The sequence below is a fragment of the Paraclostridium sordellii genome (assembly GCF_000953675.1).
GTDB lineage: Bacteria > Bacillota > Clostridia > Peptostreptococcales > Peptostreptococcaceae > Paraclostridium > Paraclostridium sordellii.
On the sequence record NZ_LN679998.1, the window covers coordinates 3059752 to 3079572 of the forward strand.

Sequence of the window (19821 nt, forward strand, 5' to 3'; positions counted from 1 at the left end):
TAATTCTTTAAAAAGAATTTTTATAATTAACCTACTGTTTAATTTTCAAAGTTCATGTTTGCCCTTTTCTTAAGGACAAGTAATACTATATCACCTTCATTTTATAACGTCAATACTTTTTTAAAAAGTTTTTTATTTTTTATTATATTTTTTAATTTTATTAATTTATTGATAATTCATAAATAATTCATATATTTAACATAAACTTATTGTAAGTATGATAAAATATTTTAAACAGATATATGTTTGGACATAACTTTAAATATAATAATTCATCATTTAAATAAAGGAGTGATTATTTTGGGTGGTTATCTTAGAGAACCAGTTAGTGGGTTTACTCACTTAGCAGGTGCAGTTCTTTCTTTTGTAGGCCTTTTAGCTTTAGTTATAAAAACTACTATAAATAGCCCTACAATAGTAAACTTAACTGCAGTAATAATTTTCGGTGTAAGTATGATACTTCTGTATTCAGCTTCTGCCACATACCATTTAGTAGTTTCATCAGATAAAGTAATTAAGTTTTTAAGAAAACTTGATCATTCAATGATATTTATATTAATAGCAGGTTCATATACTCCATTTTGTTTAATCGCATTAAATGGAGGTCACGGTTCAATGCTTTTCGGATTAATTTCCGCTATTGCAGTTGCCGGTGTGCTATTTAAAATGTTTTGGTTTAATTGCCCTAGATGGCTATCAACTTCTATTTATATAGTTATGGGGTGGATTTCTATATTTATAATTGGACCCCTATCTAAGGCTATATCTCCTGAAGGCGTTTTTTATTTAGCTTTAGGAGGAGTATTTTATACTATAGGTGGCATAATATATGGACTTAAACCTAAATGTTTAAATTTTAAATATCTAAGCTTCCATGATATATTCCACATTTTTGTTATGCTTGGAAGTTTAACACATTTTTATTGTGTTTTTAATTATGTTATATAAATTTTAGTCGAACTTAAATTAAGTTCGACTTTTTCTATTTTTAGTTATAAAAATCATTTAAAAACAAAAGGATGCAGGTTAAATCCCACATCCTTTTTATTATAAACATTTACTTCATAACTCTCATTGCATTTAAAACAGCTATTAAGGCAACTCCTACATCTGCAAATATAGCTTCCCACATAGTCGCTACTCCACCTGCTCCTAGTACTAAAACTATTACTTTAACTCCTAAAGCAAAAATTATATTTTGCCAAACAATTTTATTAGTTTTCTTTGATATTTCTATGGCTTTTACAATATTGCTTGGTTCATCAGTCATAAGAACTACATCTGCAGCTTCTATAGCTGCATCTGATCCTAATCCTCCCATTGCAATACCAACATCTGCTCTAGCAAGAACTGGAGCATCATTAATTCCATCTCCAACAAATGCAATTTTTTCATTTTCAGATTTACTATTATATAGCTCTTCTAATTTCTCCACCTTATCAGTTGGAAGTAAATTTGCATAAACTTTATCTAAGCTTAATTTATTAGCTATATCACTGGCAACAGCTTGGTTATCACCTGTTAACATTACAGTTTCTTTTATTCCAATTTTCTTAAGTCCTTCTATACAAGCTCTTGAATCTTCTTTTACTTGATCTGATATAACAATATATCCTCTAAATTTTTTATTTACAGCTATATATACAACAGTTCCTACTTCTTCAGCTTTTGAATAAAATACATTTTCAGCCATCATTAACTTTTCATTTCCAGCTAAAATATGTTCTCCTTCATAATCTACTTTAATTCCATGAGCTGCTATTTCCTCATAATTCTTAACCTTATCTAAATCTATATTACCTTCATAATGTCTCACTATAGACTTTGCAATTGGATGATTTGAGTTAACCTCTGCTATGGCAGCATATTTTATTAACTCTTCTTTATCTATTCCTACAGGCTTTACATAAGTTACATCAAATACCCCTTTTGTAAGTGTACCTGTTTTATCAAATACTACAGTATCTACACTTCTTAATGTTTCTAAGTAACTACTTCCTTTTATTAAAATACCTTGTTTAGATGCGTATCCTATCCCACTGAAAAAACTAAGTGGTATAGATAAAACTAATGCACATGGACAAGATACTACTAAGAATATTAACCCTCTATAAAACCAATTATCAAATGTTGCTCCCGGAATTATTATTGGAGGAACTATAGCTATTAATACTGCAGATACAACAACTATAGGAGTGTAGTACTTAGAAAACTTAGTTATAAAGTTTTCTGTTTTAGATTTTTTAGCACTAGCATTTTCAACTAAGTCTAAAATTTTAGAAACTGTAGATTCTTCAAATTCTTTTTGGACTGATATAGTTAAGACTGCATTTTTATTTATAAAGCCAGATAAAACTTCTTCACCTTTACCTACTTCTCTTAATAAAGATTCTCCTGTTAAAGCAGATGTATCAACCATACTAAATCCATCTACAATAACCCCATCTAACGGTATCTTTTCACCTGGTTTTACTACTATTAAATCTCCAACTTCTACATCATATGGGGAAACTTCTTTTATATCTGAACCTATTTTTAAATTTGCATAGTCAGGTCTTATCTCCATAAGAGATGCTATAGATTTTCTTGATTTTCCAACAGCCTTAGCTTGTAAAAACTCACCGACTTTATAAAATACCATTACACCGACAGCTTCTGCTGATTCACCTATAGCTAATGCCCCTACTGTTGCAATAGACATTAAGAAGTTTTCATCAAATATTTGCCCCTTACCAATATTTTTAAGGGCTTTAAGTAATACATCTCCACCTACAATTATATAAGCTACTACAAATACAATAGTACTAAATTCAGACTCTTTTCCTATTGCAATCTCGTATATACCAAATATATACACTAAAACTCCTATTATAAGCTTTAATAAATCTTTTTTATCTGTATTACTTTTTTCAGTTTCTTTATTTTTATTTACGCTTCTCTTATTTTCTTTTAATTGAATATCTAAACCTGGTTCTGTATCATTTATTATTTTTATTATCTTATTTAGAGTATCCTTAGAGTTAACTCCTGACTCTAAATTAATTGTTAACACCTTGTTGATAAAGTTTAAATTAGCACTTTCTACTTCACTTAACTTATCCACTTTTTCACAGATTACCTCTGCACAATGTGCACAATTAAGTCCATTTAATACTAATTCTTTCTTTTTAGATTTATTTTTCATTTCTTTTACTTTTATATTTAATCCTGGTTCTGTATCATCTATTATTTTTATAACTTTTTCTATAATTTTATCTTGATTATAACTAGGCTTTATATTTAAAGTTAAAATTTTATTTATAAAGTTTAAATTAGCACTCTCAACTTCTTCTAAATTATTAACTTTTTCGTTTATTACTTCTGCACAATGTGCACAGTTTAATCCATCTAATATAATCTCTCTTTTTACAAGAGCTTGTGTAGTCATAATATCCCCTCTATTTCTATGAAATTTATTTATTGTATGTTTCCTGTATATGAGATAATCCACAGTTAAAAATTTGGCTTATATGATTATCATCTAGCGAATAATAAACTATTTTTCCTTCTTTTCTAAATTTAACAAGTCTTGCTTGCTTTAAAACTCTTAACTGGTGAGATATTGCAGAATGCGTCATCTTTAATAAATCAGCTATATCACATACACACATTTCACTTGAAAATAATGCATATAAAATTTTAATTCTAGTTGTATCACCAAAAACTTTAAATAGTTCAGCTAAATCATATAATGTTTCTTCTTCTGGCATTTTTTGTTTAGCTTTATCTACTAACTCTTCATGAACTTGTTCACAAAGACAATCTCTTATTTCTTCTGTATTACATTTCATAATTTTACCTCCCATTCATACAAACATATGAATAATTGTTCATATATAATATTATATGCTTAGCTTGTTCTTTTTGCAACAAATTATATAAATTTATTTTTAAATGCACATAATCAATGATTTTTTCTTATATATATATAATAAAGTGTTTTCAGATTTAAGATTCGAAGTCTTTAATTTAGGAGGTCAATTACTTATGAATTTTGATGGTTATATGAACCCTATGTTTTCTGACATGGATAATAAATATATATATCCTATGCCTTATGTTAATCCTATGGTATATATGAATCCTTATATGGTAAATCCTATGCCTAGCCAAAATAATAAGCAACAAAGTAACAATGAAAATCAAAATGAACAATATTCAAATCCATATCAAAATAATCCTATGATGTATATGAATCCTTATATGATGAATCCTATGATGGGTGGTATGGACCCAAGTCTAATGATGCAAATGTGTATGCAAATGATGCAAATGATGCAAATGATGGGTGGTGCAAATCAATTTAATCCTATGCCTTCTATGAATATGGATAACCATATGCAAGATAATATTCCAAACCCATGTATGGATTCAATGAAACCTATGAATGGAATGCCTATGATGGGATGTATGCCTGGTATGGGGTATATGCCTGGTATGCCCAATATAAATATTGAGGAATTTGATGAGGAAGAAATGTAGTAATTAATTTTAATTATTTTTTTAATTTATGTATAAAATTTATAATTTTGATCAATAATACTAATGTATTCCTCATAATATTCCCCCAATATTATAAATACATGAAAAAAGCCCTAGCTTATGCTAAGGGCTTTTTTTCTACATTATTTATTTGAAACAACATTTTTTACTATCTTTAATATATCTGTTGCTATTTCTACATTTGACTTAACATGTTCTTTTGCAACTATAAAGTCTGCTGTAGTATCAGTAATAACTTCCGTTACATCTTTTAAATTATCACTGATTTCATTAACATTATCTATAACTTCAGGCAATTTATTTATTGTAGTTGTTACGTTATTTGAATTAAGCTCTATTATATTTTTTGTAGACTTTATAAAGTCATTTATATTTTTTAAAGTAATTATTAGGTAAACTAAAACTAGACATCCTAATAATGCTAATATAAAGTATAATATGTTTATATCTATATACATATTAAGCCTCTACCTTTTCCTCAGATTCTACTTGAGCAACATCTTCTGATGTATTTTCTATATTAGTTTCTTTATTTTTTCTACTTTGTAAATATTCCTTTATTTTTTTCTTTGACTCATTAAAGTTTTCTTTACCTATAGACATTTGTTCATTAACTTTATCTTTAGCCTTTTGTGATTTTTCATTTATATTATTTGCTACTTGTTGAGATTTATCTTTTATGTCTAATCTTGTTTCTTTACCTGACTTAGGAGCTAACAATATACCACCTAAAGCCCCTGCTGTTATTCCTGCAGCTATCCCTGCTGTTGCTATTTTCATTTTTTTATTTCTCTCAGCTATTTTTTTTGCTCTTCTTTTTTGTTCTATTTTTTGTGCTAAATTCATTTTATCTCCTCCAAATTTGTTTTATATCAAAATGTATACCCAGATTAATAGTAAATTAACATTATTTTACAATAAAATAATGTCAAAATCTAATTTAATCTAGAAAATCATAAAAATCTTCTGATTCACACTCTACAAATTCATATAAAACATTTTGATCAAAAAATAACTCCTCTTTAAAATCTATATAGTCTGAAAAATTGCATTGTAATAGCTTATTTATATATAATCTATCTTTCTCATTATATGTAGCTACAAAAAACTGATCTTTCATCTGATAATAAAGAGCACTTAAATCATTATTTATTACATAAACGTCTTCTTTAACATGATTATTGTCAAAATTAAATCTAGTGAAAAGAGTTCCTAAGTCTAAATCACTTTTTAAAACAAATGGATTTAATTTATAAAATTTATCTATAAAATCATCCTTTTCTTTTAAATCATAAATAGCAACATACTCTGACTTTGAGATTTCATCAAATACCTCAAAATCATATATACCTTCTTTATCTGTAAACATTAATGAGTTAATTTTATATTGATCATTCTCGTAGTTTATATGAAAAGCTAATTTGCATGTATAATATCCATCATTATCCTCATATAAAACATCGCAAATATACATACTATCATCTTTTTTAGTAACTTTATTCTTTAGTAGAGCTCCATTGATATTAGTTATATGCATACTAGCTATATCTTCATTATTTGAAAAATATTTTAAACTATCTTTATCCCAAGCTATAAATCTCATAGTCATATAATTTATAAATTCTATATCCGTATCTATCTTTTTACAAATCTTAGGGTATAAATCAAATATATCAATTGTAGGTTTATAATTTTTTATAAAATCTATATACTCACTTGTTTCCCCTGGCAACTCTTTTTCCCAATAAATAGTTTTATTGCCATAGTAGTTAACTAAAGTCAGTGCTTCATCTTCTGTTATTTGTATTCTATCTGCTCCTAATCCGCCCATTAATCTTTCTTGTTCTCTATTTAATTCTTCATATGATGCATTTCTCAAGCTTACGTAGTCAGCTATTCCTAAGCCTTCTGCATCAATTAAAAAATATTGATACAATACGTCATCTTTATCTTCCCAACCTATAATAAGCCCCATACTTCCCATTAACCTAGAATTGGTAACTTTGGCAAAAATGAAATTCATTTTTAACATCCTTTCTTATAATATTTAATTTAAATTTATAGTAAACTAAATATAATCATTTGAATTAATGTATTATGAAATACATCTATTTAAAAATTAATTTTAAATTATTTCTTATATTTTTACAACTCTATGCTAATTTTATAATATAATAGATAAAAGAAAAATCGTATGAATTGAGGTGGTATAGTATGAAAAAAATTGCAGCATTCTTTGATATAGATGGTACTCTATACAGAGATTCATTAATGGTTGAGCACTTCAAGAAACTTATAAGATATGAAATAATAGACGAAAAAGTATGGTTAGCTAATGCAAGAGATACATTTGTCAATTGGGATAAGAGACAAGGTAATTACGATGATTATTTATTTGAAGTATGTGATATATATGTTGAATCATTAAAAGGTTTAGATTTATGTTCTATAAACTTCACTAGTGACCAAGTTATAAAATTAAAATCCGATAGGGTATATAAGTATGCTAGATCTCAAATTAATTGGCATTTAGATCAAGGTCACGTTGTAATATTTATATCTGGAAGTCCTGATTTCTTAGTTTCTAAAATGGCAAAAAAATATAATGCTACTGATTTTATAGGTAGTACTTATGTTTTTGAGAATGGAACATTTAATGGAGAGGTTATTCCAATGTGGGATTCTGCAAGTAAAAATGTTGCTATAAATGGATTTGTTGAAAAATACAATATAGATTTATCTAAATCATATGCTTATGGAGATACCAACGGAGATATAAATATGCTTAGAAGAGTAGGAAATCCAATAGCTATAAATCCAACAAAAGAATTACTTTCTCAAATAAACTCAGATAAAAATATAAAGAACATATCTAAAATAATAGTTGAAAGAAAAGACTTAATATATCAGTTACCTGCTTCTGTTGAGATTTTAGATATATAACATTTACTAGGAGGTATAAATGGATTTAAGAAATAATAGTGAATTCATGAAAAATTTAGATAATGATGTTGAGGCTTTAAGTAAGTCTTTATATTTAGAAAACCCTGACTTATGGCTAGATTTTCTAGAAAAATCTAGTGATAAAGATTTCGATGAAATGGCTTTATTCTTTGCAGCAAAACACGATTTTATTTCTATAATAAGATATTCAGTAGAAGTTAATAAGTTTAATTTAGACAGTGTATCTAAGAATAAATCTTTTAGCTCTATAAGAAATCATTTAATTGATGTTGCTAATACAGAAGGTTCTTCTAATGTTTTAAGATATCTAGCTGGAAAAGAAGATTTAAATGACCTTAAAGAAACTTCAAAGGATAGCGATATAGAATTTGAAATCAAAGAAATATTAAGCGAAAATTATGTAGGACCGATTTATAACTGTCCTCATTGTAATTTAAATATATTTGAATCTGGATATAACATACTTATATCATCAAAATGTACATATTCAGTTTCTCATAGAAAACTTATCCGATCTAGTCCTAACCAGCTTGATATAGTGGTTTGTTCTAATTGTAAAAATGAGATTTATGATATAACACCTTCAAAATTGGAAGATATTATAAATATTGAAAATTGTAAGAATTGTAATATCCATCTACCTACATCCGGAATCTTAAAAGAAGTAAATGTAAAATTCAATAAGGATAATGATACTTTTGAAGATGATAAATCTACATATTGTTGTAAATCTTGCAGAAAACCACTAGAAGATATCCAATTACAACATTTTAATTTAATATAAGATATAATTTCCTAGGAAATTATAAAAGGAGGGATAAATTCCCTCCTTTTTACTTTATAATTTTTCTTAATTTAGTTTCATAGTAATCTATAAATAACGTATATACATAATCGTATACTAAAAATATAATTTGGAACAATAAAATCGATACTATATTTACAGGTATAAAAATTATACCTTTAAGTATACATATTAAAAATATCATTATTGAATTTGCAAAAACTAATTTTAAAAATATCTCTAGGTAAATAGACCTACCATTTTCTATTATATATTTAATTAATCCATATAAAGCAAATGTAGATATATATAACAGCCATTGAGCTTTATTCATTATAATAAAGAAACTTAAAATAGATGATGCTATATAGAAAACCACTCCCATTTTAAATCCATATTCTAAAACAACAATTGCTACTATTAAAGATGCTAATCCCATAAAGAATAAAGTATTAACAGGTATTATATTAGATAAAATCAGTAATATAATATTTAAAGCTAATAAGATTCCCGTGTATGATATTTTTTTCCCCATGCTAGATTAACAACACTCTATAAAGTCTCCACCAAAGCACTCACAAATACTATCCAAGCACCATAATTTTGTACAAACTTCACAGAAGTCATCTCCACAACAACAGCAACAATCATCACAACAACAGCAACAACATCCGTCTAAATCATTACGTCTTCTTCTATTATAACTTCTAGCTCTCCTATCATAATCATTATAATTATTATTATATCTAATGAAAGCATCTTTATATTCGTTATTATCTGGACTTAATGACACAGCCTTTTTTAAATATTCTTCTCCTTGTTCATAATATCCTATGTTTAAAGAAGTTATCCCCATTAGATAAAACCATTTAGCACTACTTTTATCAGCTACGGATTCCAGTAAATCATAGGCCTTTTTAAAGTCTTTTCTTTCTATAAGACTTTTAGCTAAATTCATATTTTCATTGTAAACAGGATTACTATACATTAACTTCACACCCTTTATTTAGTATATTTTTATATCTTAAGTATACACCTGAATAAATTATATTATCTATTATTCCTACATTAGTTTTTATATGTAACTCATCTATTGACTGTGATAAATAGCCTAAACTTATAGATATAAGCTTATCTACTTTTTTTATCAGTTCTTCTTTTTTATCAATATATTCAATAAATGGATTATATCTTCCTTTTTTTATATCTTTATCCAAATCTTCATATGCATCTAATATATATATATATTTCCCTATATTAAAACCTATACTTCTTAATTTTCCCTCAAAATCATCTTCTTTATAAGCAAATATTTCTCCCATAAGATTACCAAATGTATTAGATACTTTATCTATATTTGTACTGTTTTCTGACTCTAGTTTTTGTAACTCTTCTAACTGACTTTTTATATAATCAGCTTTTTTAGGATATTTTTCATATGCCTTTTTAAGCTTCCCTTTGTATAAATTATAAGCTATTATATCTTTTACACCTTTATCATCATGTAAATTATCTTCTAACTTATAATAAGTTAAAAGTACATTCATACTTGCAGCATATTCTGTAACTTCGTTGACAATTCTATTTTTTTTCTTTATAGGATTAGCAATACATACTTCTTTAGTCAATGTTGACTTTGGTCTATAAACAGATGTTAATAATAATATTAAAAATGTTATATCATAATTTAATGATAATCTTGAAATTTCTCCATGATTTTCTTTTAAATATTTACAAAGTCCACAGTAATACCCTTTATATGTATCAAACTCTCTAAAAGTTAAATCCATTTTATTAATTCTAACATATCCAAACATATATATCCTTTCTATTTTTTAGCCATAAGTATATTTTCTTTTTCTTTATATAATAATATATGTATTTTAGTATTATATCAAACCCTAATGTTATATATACTCTATATAGAAAAAACCATAAGAATTAAAAATTCTTATGGTTTTTTATTTTATAATTAATCTACTAAATTTTCTGCTAGTTTTCCTAAGAAATCTTGAACATTAGTAACCATAGTTATAACTTCTAAACTACCTCTGTCTCTTAATTTGTTTACTGCAAATTCAGAAATATCAATCGTATAGAAATTTACAGGTCTAACTTTTCCATCTACAACTCTATATGAAGGAGTCATATTTCCTACAGCTATAGTGTGAAGCTGTGTAGCTAAACAAATTACTGTAGTTGCTTTTCTCACATGTTGCCTCATAGCATCTTGTGCCTCATATACATTTCCATATACTATCGGTAATGGTCCATCATCTCTTATAGAACCTCCAAGTACTATAGGAATATTATTTTTTACACAAGCATGTATTATTCCATCTGTTATATTTTCTTCTTCAATTAACTTTTCTATTGCCCCTGCTCTTCTTGCTTTATTTAATAAATCTAAATGATGATAATGACCGTCCTTTATAGATTCTTGAGTGTAAACATGCTGTCCAAGCGCTGTCTCAAATACACCAGCCTCTAAGTCATGTGTAGCTACAGCATTTCCTCCCAAGAATGCATTTACATATCCATTATCTATTAAAGATGCCATAGCATCTCTAGCCCCTTTAGAAAATACAGCAGCAGGCCCTAGGACCCAAACTATATATCCATGTTCTTTTTCATATTTTAATAACTCATACATATTTTCATAATCTTTAGTATACGATGTTTCTCTAGATCTTCCTGATCTAAAAGCAAATACATCGCCTTTAGCTTCTTCTTCACTTTGGAAACCATTTGGATATAAATATATACCATCAGCTGCATCTTCTGTTCTTCCTACAATTACTTTATCCCCTACTTTTAGTCTCCTAAATTCTACAACATCTATTTTATTTTCATTTGTTATTATAGGTACACAATCCATTCTACTTTCTTCAGCCAAAACCCACTTACCAGCTATTTTAAAGTACTCTGGATATATAGACATAGCATGATAATTATCTGGTGCTACTCCATCTTTTTCAACTACTCCGTAAATTGCATCTGGTGCATTAACAAATCTCTCTTGTGTAAAATCTGGTTCTCTATACTCTCTTAATTTAAAAGTCATCTCTATAGCCTCCCAAAATATTTTATCCTTAATTTACCTCTTCAAATATAATTATATCATTACTTGTTAAAAATTTGCTATATATAACTCTATCTTAATGAAAACGTTAAACTTTTTTGATTAAACTCTCCTTCATTAGCTTTTTCTAATTCCTCTAAAATAACAGCTATAACTTCTTTATTTAAAAATAAATTTCCATTTATATTTAAAATCTTTAAGTTTGCTTTATTATATTTCCTAATAATATATTCAGTTAGTTCATCATCAACTATTATATTAAATTTTTTATCTAAATAAACCTTAAATAACCAAGGCATTGCTTTATCACTCATCTTAGACACTATATAGTCTAAAATTACATAAACCTCTCCGCCTTCATCTACTTTCATAAATTCAGGAGCTTCTTCTAAAATTAAATCTATATACTTATAAAACCTGTCCATATTATCCTCCTAGATACAATTACTTTTTTTGCTATAAAACATTGTATCAAAGCTTAGCAACTAATTGCCATAGTTTAATTTATATTTCTATAAAATCTAACTTAAAGTTATTTAAATCATTATTTTTAATTTCTAATTTAGCCATATGAGTAGGCAACTTAAATCTTTTAGGCCCAACTGATCCAGGGTTTATATAAATAATCCCATCATTTTCATAGTAATTTTTTTTATGAGAATGACCATAGACAACTATATCTATATCTAGTTCTTTTAGATTATATTTTATGGATTTTAAATCATGAACCATATAAACTTTTATTCCATTTATATCAATAACCTTATTATCTTCAATATTTTCAAATTCAATTTTCTTATCACAGTTTCCTTTTATAAATTCGCATTTTGTTATACTATTTAATTCATTTATTAGTTCTAAATTTCCTACATCTCCTGCATGTAAAATCAAATCACAATCTTGTAAATTACTTTTCACTTCATCTCTTAATAATCCATGAGTATCTGATATTATCCCTATTTTCATCACATTTTCCTTTCTATAAAATTAAAATACCCCTTGTAAGCATCCAAGGGGTATTTTCTTTATTCTTTAAAATTATATATTAAATTCAATATATCTAAGAATATATTTATAAAGTCTAGATATAAATTAAGTACATGTAAAGATAAATCCTTGCTATCATTTACATTTCCATTTTCAATATCATGTTTTACTAAGCTAACATCATATAAAATATATCCACCAAATATTAATATACTAAATATGGTTACTAATATATTAAAAGTTCCATATCCTACAAATATACCTATTACAGTAAGAACTATAAGTACTAACAAAGATATAAATAATAGGTTACCCATTCTTAAATATTTATCACTATCTTCTTTTCTAGCTATTAATGATAATACAAAGAAAATAACAGCAGTTCCTACTAGCACTCCTAAAACTACTGGTGTTCCTAATTCACCAACATACATTTCAAGTATAGGATATATACATATACCATTTATAAAAGTAAATAAATATACCCAGTTCATACTAAATCTATCTGGTATTATTCCTTTTCTAGACAATAAGCATAAAATCAATAATGCAATAACTAAAATTATAACCAACAAGTTAGCCATCATAGCTACACTTTCAGGTATGAATGCTTTTCCAAATCCATAGCCTACAAAACAAAACAATATTGAAATAGCTAAGTATTTAAATACTTGTGACATAGGATTCATAGTTGATTTATCCATTTAAATTCACTTCCTCTTTTAATTCTCTAACCTAATTATAACTTTTATATACCCAAATAAAGTTAATTTTAAGTTACAAGTTTTTAAATTAATTTAGTAAATTTAAATAATTCTCATATCCCATTTCTTTCATTTTATCCTTTGGAATAAATTTTAAAGCTGCCGAATTTATGCAATATCTAAGTCCACCTGATTCTTTAGGCCCATCATCAAAGACATGTCCTAAGTGAGAGTTTGCTTTAGTACTTCTAACTTCTGTTCTATACATTCCATGTGAAAAATCACTTTTTTCCCTAAGTACTTTTTCACTAACTGGCTTTGTAAAACTTGGCCATCCACACCCTGAGTCAAACTTATCTCTTGATGTGAATAAAACATCTCCACTTACTATGTCTACATATATTCCTTCCTCCTTATTGTCCCAATATTCATTTTTAAAAGGGGGCTCAGTCTGATCATTTTGTGTAACTTCAAACTGTATAGGGCTTAGTGACTCTTTTAATTTATCTCTATTTATATTATTTTTATCCCAATTATTTTTGATAAAATCATATCTTCCAGATCCTCTAAAATATAATTCATAATGTATAGGTTCTTTTTTATAATAATCTTGATGATATTCTTCTGCTATATAAAACTTCTCTGCAGGTAAAATCTCAGTCATTATAGGATCTTCAAATAAGTTACTTTTTTCTAGTGCTTCTTTTGATTCTATAGCTAATTTTTTTTGATTTTCATCATGATAAAATATTGCTGTTTTATATCTATTTCCTCTATCATTAAATTGTCCTCCTTCATCAGTCGGATCAATTTGCTTCCAAAATATATCTAATAAATCTTCATATCTAACCAAAGTATCATCATAAACAATTTGTATAGCTTCTAAATGTCCTGTAATTTCTGAACAAACTTCCTCGTATGTAGGATTTTCAGCTATACCACCAGTGTATCCAGCTATAATTTTCTCTACTCCATCATAATTACTAAATGGTTTAAACATACACCAAAAACATCCCCCTGCAAATGTTGCTAGTTTTTTCATATACATCCCTCCTAAATTAATATTTAAATTATTTATTCCCTATTTTAATTTTTATAATCTTTCTTATATCTAATTATATTTTGATATTTATTATCCTTGCATTATTCTTAATATATAAATATTTATTGACATTCAATAAATATTTATATATTATTAAGATCATAATAAAATAAAAACGAGGTGAAATTCATGAAAGGTAGTATGACTTCTAAAATTTTAAATATAATCGTATTGTTAGGAATAACAATTACATGTATACTTCTGTTAGGAACACCACTGATTTTAACAGCTTACTTAAAAAGTTCTTATTCGTTAATAGATCATAATTTAGTTATAGGTTTAACTACTTGCATTTATATATGTGCTGTACCGTATTTAATAGCACTTTTCAACCTGAAAAGGCTTTGTAGTCTAATAGCTAAAAATAATCCATTTTCTAAAAAAATAGTTATATTTTTAAGACAAATTTCTATTTGTGCATTTAGCGAAATATTTATATTTATAGGATGTGTTTGGTACTTAAAAAGCTTTGTAGATTTCTTCCAAAATATCCTTTGGTTCGGCCCTTTTATAGCTATTACTTTTGTTTCTATTACAATAGGATTATTATCGTTAGTAGCTTCGGAACTATTTAAACTATTTATAGATATTAAGGATGAAAATGATAAGACAATATAGAAAGGAATTTTATTATGCCAATTATTGTTAACTTAGATGTCATGATGGCAAAGAGAAAAATGAGCTCAACTGAGCTTTCTGAAAAATTAGGTATTACCATGGCTAATCTATCAATTCTAAAAAACAATAAAGCTAAAGCGGTTAGATTTACTACCTTAGATGCTTTATGTAGAATCCTAGACTGTCAACCTGGTGATATATTAGAATATGTAAACGAGGATGACCCAAGATTAAAATAACTAAACCCTAACATAAACCACTTTTACAAAAAGTAATAGGTGGTTTTTTTATTTTAAAGATATAGTTAGAAAATACAATGATGTGGTATTATATTATATAAATTGATTTATCCTTTTTAGGGGGTGATTTTTTTGAATGATAAATATATTGTGTATTTCGTTAGTAGAGCTAAAGCGAATATGATTAAGTTTATAGAAAATAGATTAAAAAGTAATAATTTAAATGATTTAATTCCAACTCATGGTAATATATTAACTGCACTTTATGAAAGTGATGGTAAGTTAACTATGAAGGAAATATCTAATAAAATAGGTAAAGACAAGTCAACTGTAACAGCTTTAGTTAATAAGTTAATTAATCTAGGTTATATAAAAAAAGAAAAATGCAATTTAGATAAAAGAGTTACTTATATAAGTTTGACAGATAAAGCATTTCAAATTAAAGATAAGTTTGATCTTATATCTAGTCAAGTAAAAGAGACTGCTTATTCAAATTTTACTGAAGATGAAAAAAAAGAATTTTTGAGATTATTAAAAAAATTAAGTACAAATTTTAAAGAATCTAATGATAAATTTCAAAAATAAAAAATACTAGTAAAAACTAGTATTTTTTATTTTTTTGTAAAAAATTTATTAAAGCTCCTAACATCCCACTATCATTTTGATTTTTTGCAAATTTAATTGTTGTATTATTAAATATATCCCTTACAACTTTTTCTTTTAAAAAATAATTAAGTCTTTCTTTTATATACATTTCTTGTTCCATTATACCTCCTCCAAGTACAATAACTTCTGGATTTAGTATATATATTATATTTGCAATTCCTGTAGCTAAATTTTCTAACATTTTATCTATTTCTATTATACATAAACTATCCCCATCCTTAGCCAGTTGAAATATTTCTTCTCCATTCATCTCCTTAGCTTTTAATCTAGAAACATTTTTTACTAATGAACTTGCTGTTGCTACTTGACTAAATCTATTGTTATTTACATACATATAACCTAACTCTCCTGCACTATTAGTGAATCCATTTATAACATTGTTATCGATTAATACACAACCTCCTATACCTGTACCAACAGTTATGCATACACAAGATTTAGCATCTTTTGCTTCTCCTAAATAGTTTTCAGCTATACCTACACAATTTACATCATTTTCAACTTCACATTTTAAATCAAATTCATATTCTAACTCTTTTTTCAACTCTAATCCAGAGTATCCATCGATTAATGTAGCCGATATTATATTTCCTTTATCACTATCTACAATTCCTGCACTAGATATAGCAATTCCACTTATACTATGATCTCTCTTACAATTTTTTATTATTGATGATATATTTTCTAAAATATTGATATTTTCTTTTTTTGTAGGTACTTTACCTTTAGTTAAAAATTTCATATCTTCAGTTAATACACCGTACTTTATATAGGTTCCACCTATATCTAAACATATAAATTTTTTCATTTTATCCCCCATAAAATTAATTAATATATTTTTTTATAATATTTTCTCCCAATAAACTTATATCTTTTATATCCATATATATTCTATAAAAACTTATAATTATAGCTTTTTCTAAATCATCATTTGATTTAGAAAAAATCTTTTTATATGAATCATATAAACTTTTACTTTTAATTTGACTCTTTGCTTCCCTTTTTAATTTTTTTATTAATCTTAGCTGTTTATCTACTCCTCCACCTAAAAGTATTGATAAGCTTATATTTGTAAAAAAATCATTTTGTCTTTTTAAAAATTCTTCTATATCATCATTTTTTAATTGTTTGTTTATAAAATTAACCCTACTCCATAAATAGTTATTTTTAATATTAATCTTTTCTATTTCTTCATATTCAATTCCTTCTGATGTAGACAAACTTATTATATAGTTATCGAATTTAATATAATGTTTAATAATATTTGCAATATCATTTTTTATTTTATATGGAAATATTAAATTAACTATAATCCATGTAAGTAATGCTGCAATTAAAATTAAAACTATCCTGTATTCTATTAACTTAAATACTACAGAACTTGGATATATCATTTTTACTGCCATTATTGCATTTATAGTTATGAAGATACATCTTATATCGTATTTTCTTACTGATATATTCATATATAATGAAATTAAAAACACTATTGTAATTAAAATAATATTTCCATCAATAAATTTATATATTAATCCAAATATAATAGCACCTATTACAGTCCCTATAACTCTATCTAATGCTTTTTTACTACTCTGTTCTGCATATGGTAATAGTAATATTGAAAGAGTAAGCACAATCCATTTACCTTCGTATATATTAAAATAATTAACTATAAATATAGAAGTTGCAATTAGTATAGATGCCTTTACAGCTATATTAAATCTTAAAGATGACATACTAAAATTATTTTTTAGTATGTCTATATCTGTTTTTAACTGTAATCTAAGGCTTATTTTTTCTCTTAAGTTCTGAATTATAAATTCATTATCTAATTGTCTATATAATTCTTTTATGGCTAATCTTAGATTGTAATAATTATAGGTTTTTAAATCACTATTTAAACTTTTTATATCATAATTACTATCGTACTTAATAAATCTTTCTTTTAGTTCATTATCTGAAATTTTTTCTAATATATATAACTTTATATCATCTAAAACAAATTTTAGATTCTTAAATAAAGTTTCATCTATTTCACTTTCTTTTATGTAATTTAAACTCGTATTAATTTTTTTTAACAAAAGTACTACAACCTCTTTTTTGTAAACTTCAATTGATAGCTTTTTATTTTTTTCAATTGAATCGTATATATTTAATTCTATATTTTTTAAAAGTATACTTGCATTTTTATTAAATTCCTCAATTACTTGTCCTTCCTTTATCAAATCTAATTGTTTATTTATTAAATCTATAGTATTTATAATCTGACTGTTAGTTATCTTTTTAAAATTGTATCTACTTAATATAAAATATAAGCACATTATAACTAAAGATGAAAAAATTAAAGCAATTAGTCTTTTAGGTAATTGTTCGATTGTTATAGGTGAATATAAAAGTAATACGTATAAAGTCATAAATGCACTACTCTTTGATGCTTTGGTTTCATTACTAAATATGTAATAAATGGAAAAACTTATACTCAAACTTACAAAAGTTGCTATTATTGACGAGTATCCTGATATATATGCTCCTAAACCTAGTATCAATTGAATTACTGATAGAGTTATAAAAGTTTGTATTTTATTAGATTTATAATTTTGACCTATCATAGTTATAGCTATACTAATGGATCCTATTCCTATTAATAGGTTCTCTTTTCCAAATATTAAAAATGAAAATATAGATATAATAGCTATAAAAAATACAAATATATTAGTTAATTGTTTTTTTATTTTAATCATTACTTAACCACCTTTTAGCGATTTTAAATTTAGTTTATATATATTTCTTCAAAAAAAAAGTGTATCCCCTCATTATATTATGAAAAGTCTACACTTTACTATTCAAAATTTTTATTTATAAAATAGATACTTATATACTTGTATAAAAGTTTATTTATACAAATTTATAAACATCTATTTATCTTGTTTCTTCATTTCTCTTTCTAAACGCTTTTCTTCAAAATTTTCAACTTCAAGTTTTCTTTCAGCTTTATGCTCTGCTCTTGATTCTTTTTGTGCTTCTTGATAATGTAACTTACTATCAACTTCACTTTCTTTTTTATCGAATTCCTTTGATTTTCTTTCTATTTTATTGACTATTCTTTCTTCTGATAAAATTTCTTTATCTAGCTTATTTTTTTCTTGCTTTAAATTACTCATATTCCATTCTCCTATCTATGCTCTTTTGATTTTTCGATTTCTTTTTTTCTATTTATTTCATATTTTTCTTCATCTTGTTTTGCTTTATAATTACAATCTTTTCTTTCTATGTCTTCTTTTGTTGATCTAAAGTTCATTCTATCTCTACTCATACTCTAAACCCTCCTCAATTTTTATATTATATATATACCCAACTTTAACTAATCAAACATTTTTTAATGCAAATTGCATATTAATGTTTTAACTTGTAAAATATCTTTTTGTAATATAAAATTAGTGAAAATAAAAAGGATATGAAAGGGGTATTTATATGAGTTTCGAAAATAGGAAATTAGATAAAATACTTAAGTTTAATAGAGATTTTATAGAAAATAAAGAATATGAAAAATATGAAACATCTAAACATCCAGATAAAAAAATAGTTATATTATCTTGTATGGATACTAGACTTACGAATTTACTTCCAAAAGCTATGAATCTAAAAAATGGAGATGCAAAAATAATTAAAAACGCAGGAGCAACCGTACTTCATCCTTTCGGCAGTATTATGAGAAGTATAATAGTTGCTATTTATGAATTTGAAGTTGATGAAGTTTTAATAATAGGACACCAAGGCTGTGGTATGTGTAATCTAGATACTCAAAATTTATTAGATAAAATTGTAAAAAAAGGAATACCTAATGAGACAATAAATATACTTTCTAATTCTGGTATAGATATTAAAAAATGGTTACATGGATTTGAATCTGTTGAAGAATCTATAGTAGATAGTGTAGAAATGGTTAAGAATCATCCTTTAACTCCAAAAGATATAGTTGTTCATGGTTTAGTGATTTGTCCTACTACTGGAAAATTAGATATTGTAGTTGATGGGTATGTAAAATAATGTAAAAAAATAATTTGTTAGTTTTTTTACTATTTACAAATTTATTTATTAGGAATATAATTAAATTGTTCAATATATCTTTAATG

At 25.7% G+C, this 19821-nt stretch carries 25 protein-coding genes; 8 read left to right on the forward strand and 17 right to left on the reverse strand.

Annotated elements, in window-relative coordinates:
• Positions 1 to 291 precede the first annotated feature (291 nt).
• On the forward strand, positions 292 to 948 hold the full coding sequence (gene trhA / locus ATCC9714_RS14815; RefSeq protein ID WP_333634580.1) for a PAQR family membrane homeostasis protein TrhA: 657 nt from the start codon (positions 292 to 294) through the stop codon (positions 946 to 948).
• Between the two features lie 109 nt (positions 949 to 1057).
• Here the strand turns inward: trhA and ATCC9714_RS14820 are convergent, their stop codons facing one another.
• Both ATCC9714_RS14820 and ATCC9714_RS14825 read right to left on the reverse strand, forming a co-directional pair.
• The gene (locus tag ATCC9714_RS14820; RefSeq protein ID WP_057545756.1) at positions 1058 to 3427 is read right to left on the reverse strand and encodes a heavy metal translocating P-type ATPase; all 2370 of its coding nucleotides are present in this window, start codon (positions 3425 to 3427) and stop codon (positions 1058 to 1060) included.
• A gap of 25 nt (positions 3428 to 3452) precedes the next feature.
• Positions 3453 to 3830 carry an ArsR/SmtB family transcription factor gene (locus ATCC9714_RS14825; protein WP_021121818.1) on the reverse strand — a complete coding sequence of 126 codons (378 nt, stop codon included), beginning with the start codon at positions 3828 to 3830 and terminating at the stop codon, positions 3453 to 3455.
• Between the two features lie 196 nt (positions 3831 to 4026).
• On the opposite strand from ATCC9714_RS14825, the gene ATCC9714_RS14830 reads away from it, so the two are divergent.
• A complete protein-coding gene (locus ATCC9714_RS14830) occupies positions 4027 to 4521 on the forward strand; it encodes a hypothetical protein (RefSeq protein ID WP_021127521.1) in 495 nt (164 codons plus the stop codon).
• A 143-nt stretch (positions 4522 to 4664) separates the two neighbouring features.
• Here ATCC9714_RS14830 and ATCC9714_RS14835 read toward each other — a convergent pair whose 3' ends face one another.
• The 3 genes from ATCC9714_RS14835 to ATCC9714_RS14845 form a co-directional block, all read right to left on the reverse strand.
• A complete protein-coding gene (locus ATCC9714_RS14835) occupies positions 4665 to 5000 on the reverse strand; it encodes a hypothetical protein (protein WP_021121767.1) in 336 nt (111 codons plus the stop codon).
• A gap of 1 nt (position 5001) precedes the next feature.
• Positions 5002 to 5388 carry a YtxH domain-containing protein gene (locus ATCC9714_RS14840; protein WP_021127519.1) on the reverse strand — a complete coding sequence of 129 codons (387 nt, stop codon included), beginning with the start codon at positions 5386 to 5388 and terminating at the stop codon, positions 5002 to 5004.
• Between the two features lie 94 nt (positions 5389 to 5482).
• On the reverse strand, positions 5483 to 6565 hold the full coding sequence (locus tag ATCC9714_RS14845) for a hypothetical protein (RefSeq protein ID WP_057545757.1): 1083 nt from the start codon (positions 6563 to 6565) through the stop codon (positions 5483 to 5485).
• A gap of 191 nt (positions 6566 to 6756) precedes the next feature.
• Between ATCC9714_RS14845 and ATCC9714_RS14850 the strand changes: the two genes are divergently transcribed.
• Both ATCC9714_RS14850 and ATCC9714_RS14855 read left to right on the forward strand, forming a co-directional pair.
• Positions 6757 to 7485, forward strand: a complete 729-nt coding sequence (locus ATCC9714_RS14850; protein WP_021127517.1) for an HAD family hydrolase — start codon at positions 6757 to 6759, stop codon at positions 7483 to 7485.
• 19 nt (positions 7486 to 7504) lie between these two features.
• Positions 7505 to 8290 (forward strand): hypothetical protein, encoded by a 786-nt coding sequence (locus ATCC9714_RS14855; RefSeq protein ID WP_021121804.1) that lies wholly within the window; start codon positions 7505 to 7507, stop codon positions 8288 to 8290.
• Between the two features lie 49 nt (positions 8291 to 8339).
• Here the strand turns inward: ATCC9714_RS14855 and ATCC9714_RS14860 are convergent, their stop codons facing one another.
• From ATCC9714_RS14860 to msrB, 8 genes are all read right to left on the reverse strand, one after another.
• Complete coding sequence (locus tag ATCC9714_RS14860; protein ID WP_054631933.1) at positions 8340 to 8825, reverse strand: hypothetical protein; 486 nt, start codon at positions 8823 to 8825, stop codon at positions 8340 to 8342.
• Positions 8826 to 8831: 6 nt separating this feature from the next.
• Positions 8832 to 9278: a tetratricopeptide repeat protein gene (locus ATCC9714_RS14865; RefSeq protein WP_021121741.1), complete on the reverse strand. Its 447-nt coding sequence runs from the start codon at positions 9276 to 9278 to the stop codon at positions 8832 to 8834.
• Complete coding sequence (locus ATCC9714_RS14870; RefSeq protein ID WP_054631931.1) at positions 9271 to 10107, reverse strand: DUF5685 family protein; 837 nt, start codon at positions 10105 to 10107, stop codon at positions 9271 to 9273. The genes ATCC9714_RS14865 and ATCC9714_RS14870 overlap by 8 nt, the downstream gene beginning before the upstream one ends.
• Positions 10108 to 10262: 155 nt before the next feature.
• Positions 10263 to 11354 carry a putative NPN-dependent ornithine cyclodeaminase gene (locus tag ATCC9714_RS14875; RefSeq protein ID WP_054631930.1) on the reverse strand — a complete coding sequence of 364 codons (1092 nt, stop codon included), beginning with the start codon at positions 11352 to 11354 and terminating at the stop codon, positions 10263 to 10265.
• Positions 11355 to 11443: 89 nt separating this feature from the next.
• The gene (locus ATCC9714_RS14880) at positions 11444 to 11797 is read right to left on the reverse strand and encodes a hypothetical protein (RefSeq protein ID WP_054631929.1); all 354 of its coding nucleotides are present in this window, start codon (positions 11795 to 11797) and stop codon (positions 11444 to 11446) included.
• Between the two features lie 79 nt (positions 11798 to 11876).
• Complete coding sequence (locus ATCC9714_RS14885) at positions 11877 to 12338, reverse strand: metallophosphoesterase family protein (RefSeq protein ID WP_021127510.1); 462 nt, start codon at positions 12336 to 12338, stop codon at positions 11877 to 11879.
• A 59-nt stretch (positions 12339 to 12397) separates the two neighbouring features.
• Complete coding sequence (locus ATCC9714_RS14890; RefSeq protein WP_057545758.1) at positions 12398 to 13063, reverse strand: Bax inhibitor-1/YccA family protein; 666 nt, start codon at positions 13061 to 13063, stop codon at positions 12398 to 12400.
• Positions 13064 to 13151: 88 nt separating this feature from the next.
• On the reverse strand, positions 13152 to 14105 hold the full coding sequence (gene msrB / locus ATCC9714_RS14895) for a peptide-methionine (R)-S-oxide reductase MsrB (protein WP_054630679.1): 954 nt from the start codon (positions 14103 to 14105) through the stop codon (positions 13152 to 13154).
• Between the two features lie 189 nt (positions 14106 to 14294).
• Between msrB and ATCC9714_RS14900 the strand changes: the two genes are divergently transcribed.
• The 3 genes from ATCC9714_RS14900 to ATCC9714_RS14910 all read left to right on the forward strand — a co-directional run bounded on the left by ATCC9714_RS14900 (position 14295) and on the right by ATCC9714_RS14910 (position 15607).
• A complete protein-coding gene (locus ATCC9714_RS14900) occupies positions 14295 to 14783 on the forward strand; it encodes a DUF2975 domain-containing protein (RefSeq protein ID WP_021127507.1) in 489 nt (162 codons plus the stop codon).
• 14 nt (positions 14784 to 14797) lie between these two features.
• Positions 14798 to 15022, forward strand: a complete 225-nt coding sequence (locus ATCC9714_RS14905) for a helix-turn-helix domain-containing protein (protein WP_021121751.1) — start codon at positions 14798 to 14800, stop codon at positions 15020 to 15022.
• A gap of 132 nt (positions 15023 to 15154) precedes the next feature.
• Complete coding sequence (locus ATCC9714_RS14910) at positions 15155 to 15607, forward strand: MarR family winged helix-turn-helix transcriptional regulator (protein ID WP_021121728.1); 453 nt, start codon at positions 15155 to 15157, stop codon at positions 15605 to 15607.
• A 16-nt stretch (positions 15608 to 15623) separates the two neighbouring features.
• Here ATCC9714_RS14910 and ATCC9714_RS14915 read toward each other — a convergent pair whose 3' ends face one another.
• The 4 genes from ATCC9714_RS14915 to ATCC9714_RS14930 form a co-directional block, all read right to left on the reverse strand.
• Complete coding sequence (locus ATCC9714_RS14915) at positions 15624 to 16496, reverse strand: ROK family protein (protein WP_057574391.1); 873 nt, start codon at positions 16494 to 16496, stop codon at positions 15624 to 15626.
• Positions 16497 to 16512: 16 nt separating this feature from the next.
• Complete coding sequence (locus ATCC9714_RS14920; RefSeq protein WP_057545760.1) at positions 16513 to 18429, reverse strand: FUSC family protein; 1917 nt, start codon at positions 18427 to 18429, stop codon at positions 16513 to 16515.
• A gap of 174 nt (positions 18430 to 18603) precedes the next feature.
• A complete protein-coding gene (locus ATCC9714_RS14925; protein WP_054630683.1) occupies positions 18604 to 18849 on the reverse strand; it encodes a hypothetical protein in 246 nt (81 codons plus the stop codon).
• Positions 18850 to 18860: 11 nt separating this feature from the next.
• Positions 18861 to 19001 (reverse strand): hypothetical protein, encoded by a 141-nt coding sequence (locus tag ATCC9714_RS14930; protein WP_021121807.1) that lies wholly within the window; start codon positions 18999 to 19001, stop codon positions 18861 to 18863.
• 158 nt (positions 19002 to 19159) lie between these two features.
• Between ATCC9714_RS14930 and ATCC9714_RS14935 the strand changes: the two genes are divergently transcribed.
• Entirely contained in the window at positions 19160 to 19735 is a 576-nt protein-coding gene (locus ATCC9714_RS14935) for a beta-class carbonic anhydrase (protein ID WP_057536998.1), read from the forward strand.
• The last annotated feature ends 86 nt before the right edge of the window (positions 19736 to 19821 follow it).

Coding starts and splice junctions, on each gene's coding strand:
- ATCC9714_RS14820 (WP_057545756.1), bottom strand. CDS start 3,427: ATGACTACACAAGCTCTTGTAAAAAGAGAGATTATATTAGATGGATTA.
- ATCC9714_RS14825 (WP_021121818.1), bottom strand. CDS start 3,830: ATGAAATGTAATACAGAAGAAATAAGAGATTGTCTTTGTGAACAAGTT.
- ATCC9714_RS14830 (WP_021127521.1), top strand. CDS start 4,027: ATGAATTTTGATGGTTATATGAACCCTATGTTTTCTGACATGGATAAT.
- ATCC9714_RS14835 (WP_021121767.1), bottom strand. CDS start 5,000: ATGTATATAGATATAAACATATTATACTTTATATTAGCATTATTAGGA.
- ATCC9714_RS14840 (WP_021127519.1), bottom strand. CDS start 5,388: ATGAATTTAGCACAAAAAATAGAACAAAAAAGAAGAGCAAAAAAAATA.
- ATCC9714_RS14845 (WP_057545757.1), bottom strand. CDS start 6,565: ATGAATTTCATTTTTGCCAAAGTTACCAATTCTAGGTTAATGGGAAGT.
- ATCC9714_RS14850 (WP_021127517.1), top strand. CDS start 6,757: ATGAAAAAAATTGCAGCATTCTTTGATATAGATGGTACTCTATACAGA.
- ATCC9714_RS14855 (WP_021121804.1), top strand. CDS start 7,505: ATGGATTTAAGAAATAATAGTGAATTCATGAAAAATTTAGATAATGAT.
- ATCC9714_RS14860 (WP_054631933.1), bottom strand. CDS start 8,825: ATGGGGAAAAAAATATCATACACGGGAATCTTATTAGCTTTAAATATT.
- ATCC9714_RS14865 (WP_021121741.1), bottom strand. CDS start 9,278: ATGTATAGTAATCCTGTTTACAATGAAAATATGAATTTAGCTAAAAGT.
- ATCC9714_RS14870 (WP_054631931.1), bottom strand. CDS start 10,107: ATGTTTGGATATGTTAGAATTAATAAAATGGATTTAACTTTTAGAGAG.
- ATCC9714_RS14875 (WP_054631930.1), bottom strand. CDS start 11,354: ATGACTTTTAAATTAAGAGAGTATAGAGAACCAGATTTTACACAAGAG.
- ATCC9714_RS14880 (WP_054631929.1), bottom strand. CDS start 11,797: ATGGACAGGTTTTATAAGTATATAGATTTAATTTTAGAAGAAGCTCCT.
- ATCC9714_RS14885 (WP_021127510.1), bottom strand. CDS start 12,338: ATGAAAATAGGGATAATATCAGATACTCATGGATTATTAAGAGATGAA.
- ATCC9714_RS14890 (WP_057545758.1), bottom strand. CDS start 13,063: ATGGATAAATCAACTATGAATCCTATGTCACAAGTATTTAAATACTTA.
- msrB (WP_054630679.1), bottom strand. CDS start 14,105: ATGAAAAAACTAGCAACATTTGCAGGGGGATGTTTTTGGTGTATGTTT.
- ATCC9714_RS14900 (WP_021127507.1), top strand. CDS start 14,295: ATGAAAGGTAGTATGACTTCTAAAATTTTAAATATAATCGTATTGTTA.
- ATCC9714_RS14905 (WP_021121751.1), top strand. CDS start 14,798: ATGCCAATTATTGTTAACTTAGATGTCATGATGGCAAAGAGAAAAATG.
- ATCC9714_RS14915 (WP_057574391.1), bottom strand. CDS start 16,496: ATGAAAAAATTTATATGTTTAGATATAGGTGGAACCTATATAAAGTAC.
- ATCC9714_RS14920 (WP_057545760.1), bottom strand. CDS start 18,429: ATGATTAAAATAAAAAAACAATTAACTAATATATTTGTATTTTTTATA.
- ATCC9714_RS14925 (WP_054630683.1), bottom strand. CDS start 18,849: ATGAGTAATTTAAAGCAAGAAAAAAATAAGCTAGATAAAGAAATTTTA.
- ATCC9714_RS14930 (WP_021121807.1), bottom strand. CDS start 19,001: ATGAGTAGAGATAGAATGAACTTTAGATCAACAAAAGAAGACATAGAA.
- ATCC9714_RS14935 (WP_057536998.1), top strand. CDS start 19,160: ATGAGTTTCGAAAATAGGAAATTAGATAAAATACTTAAGTTTAATAGA.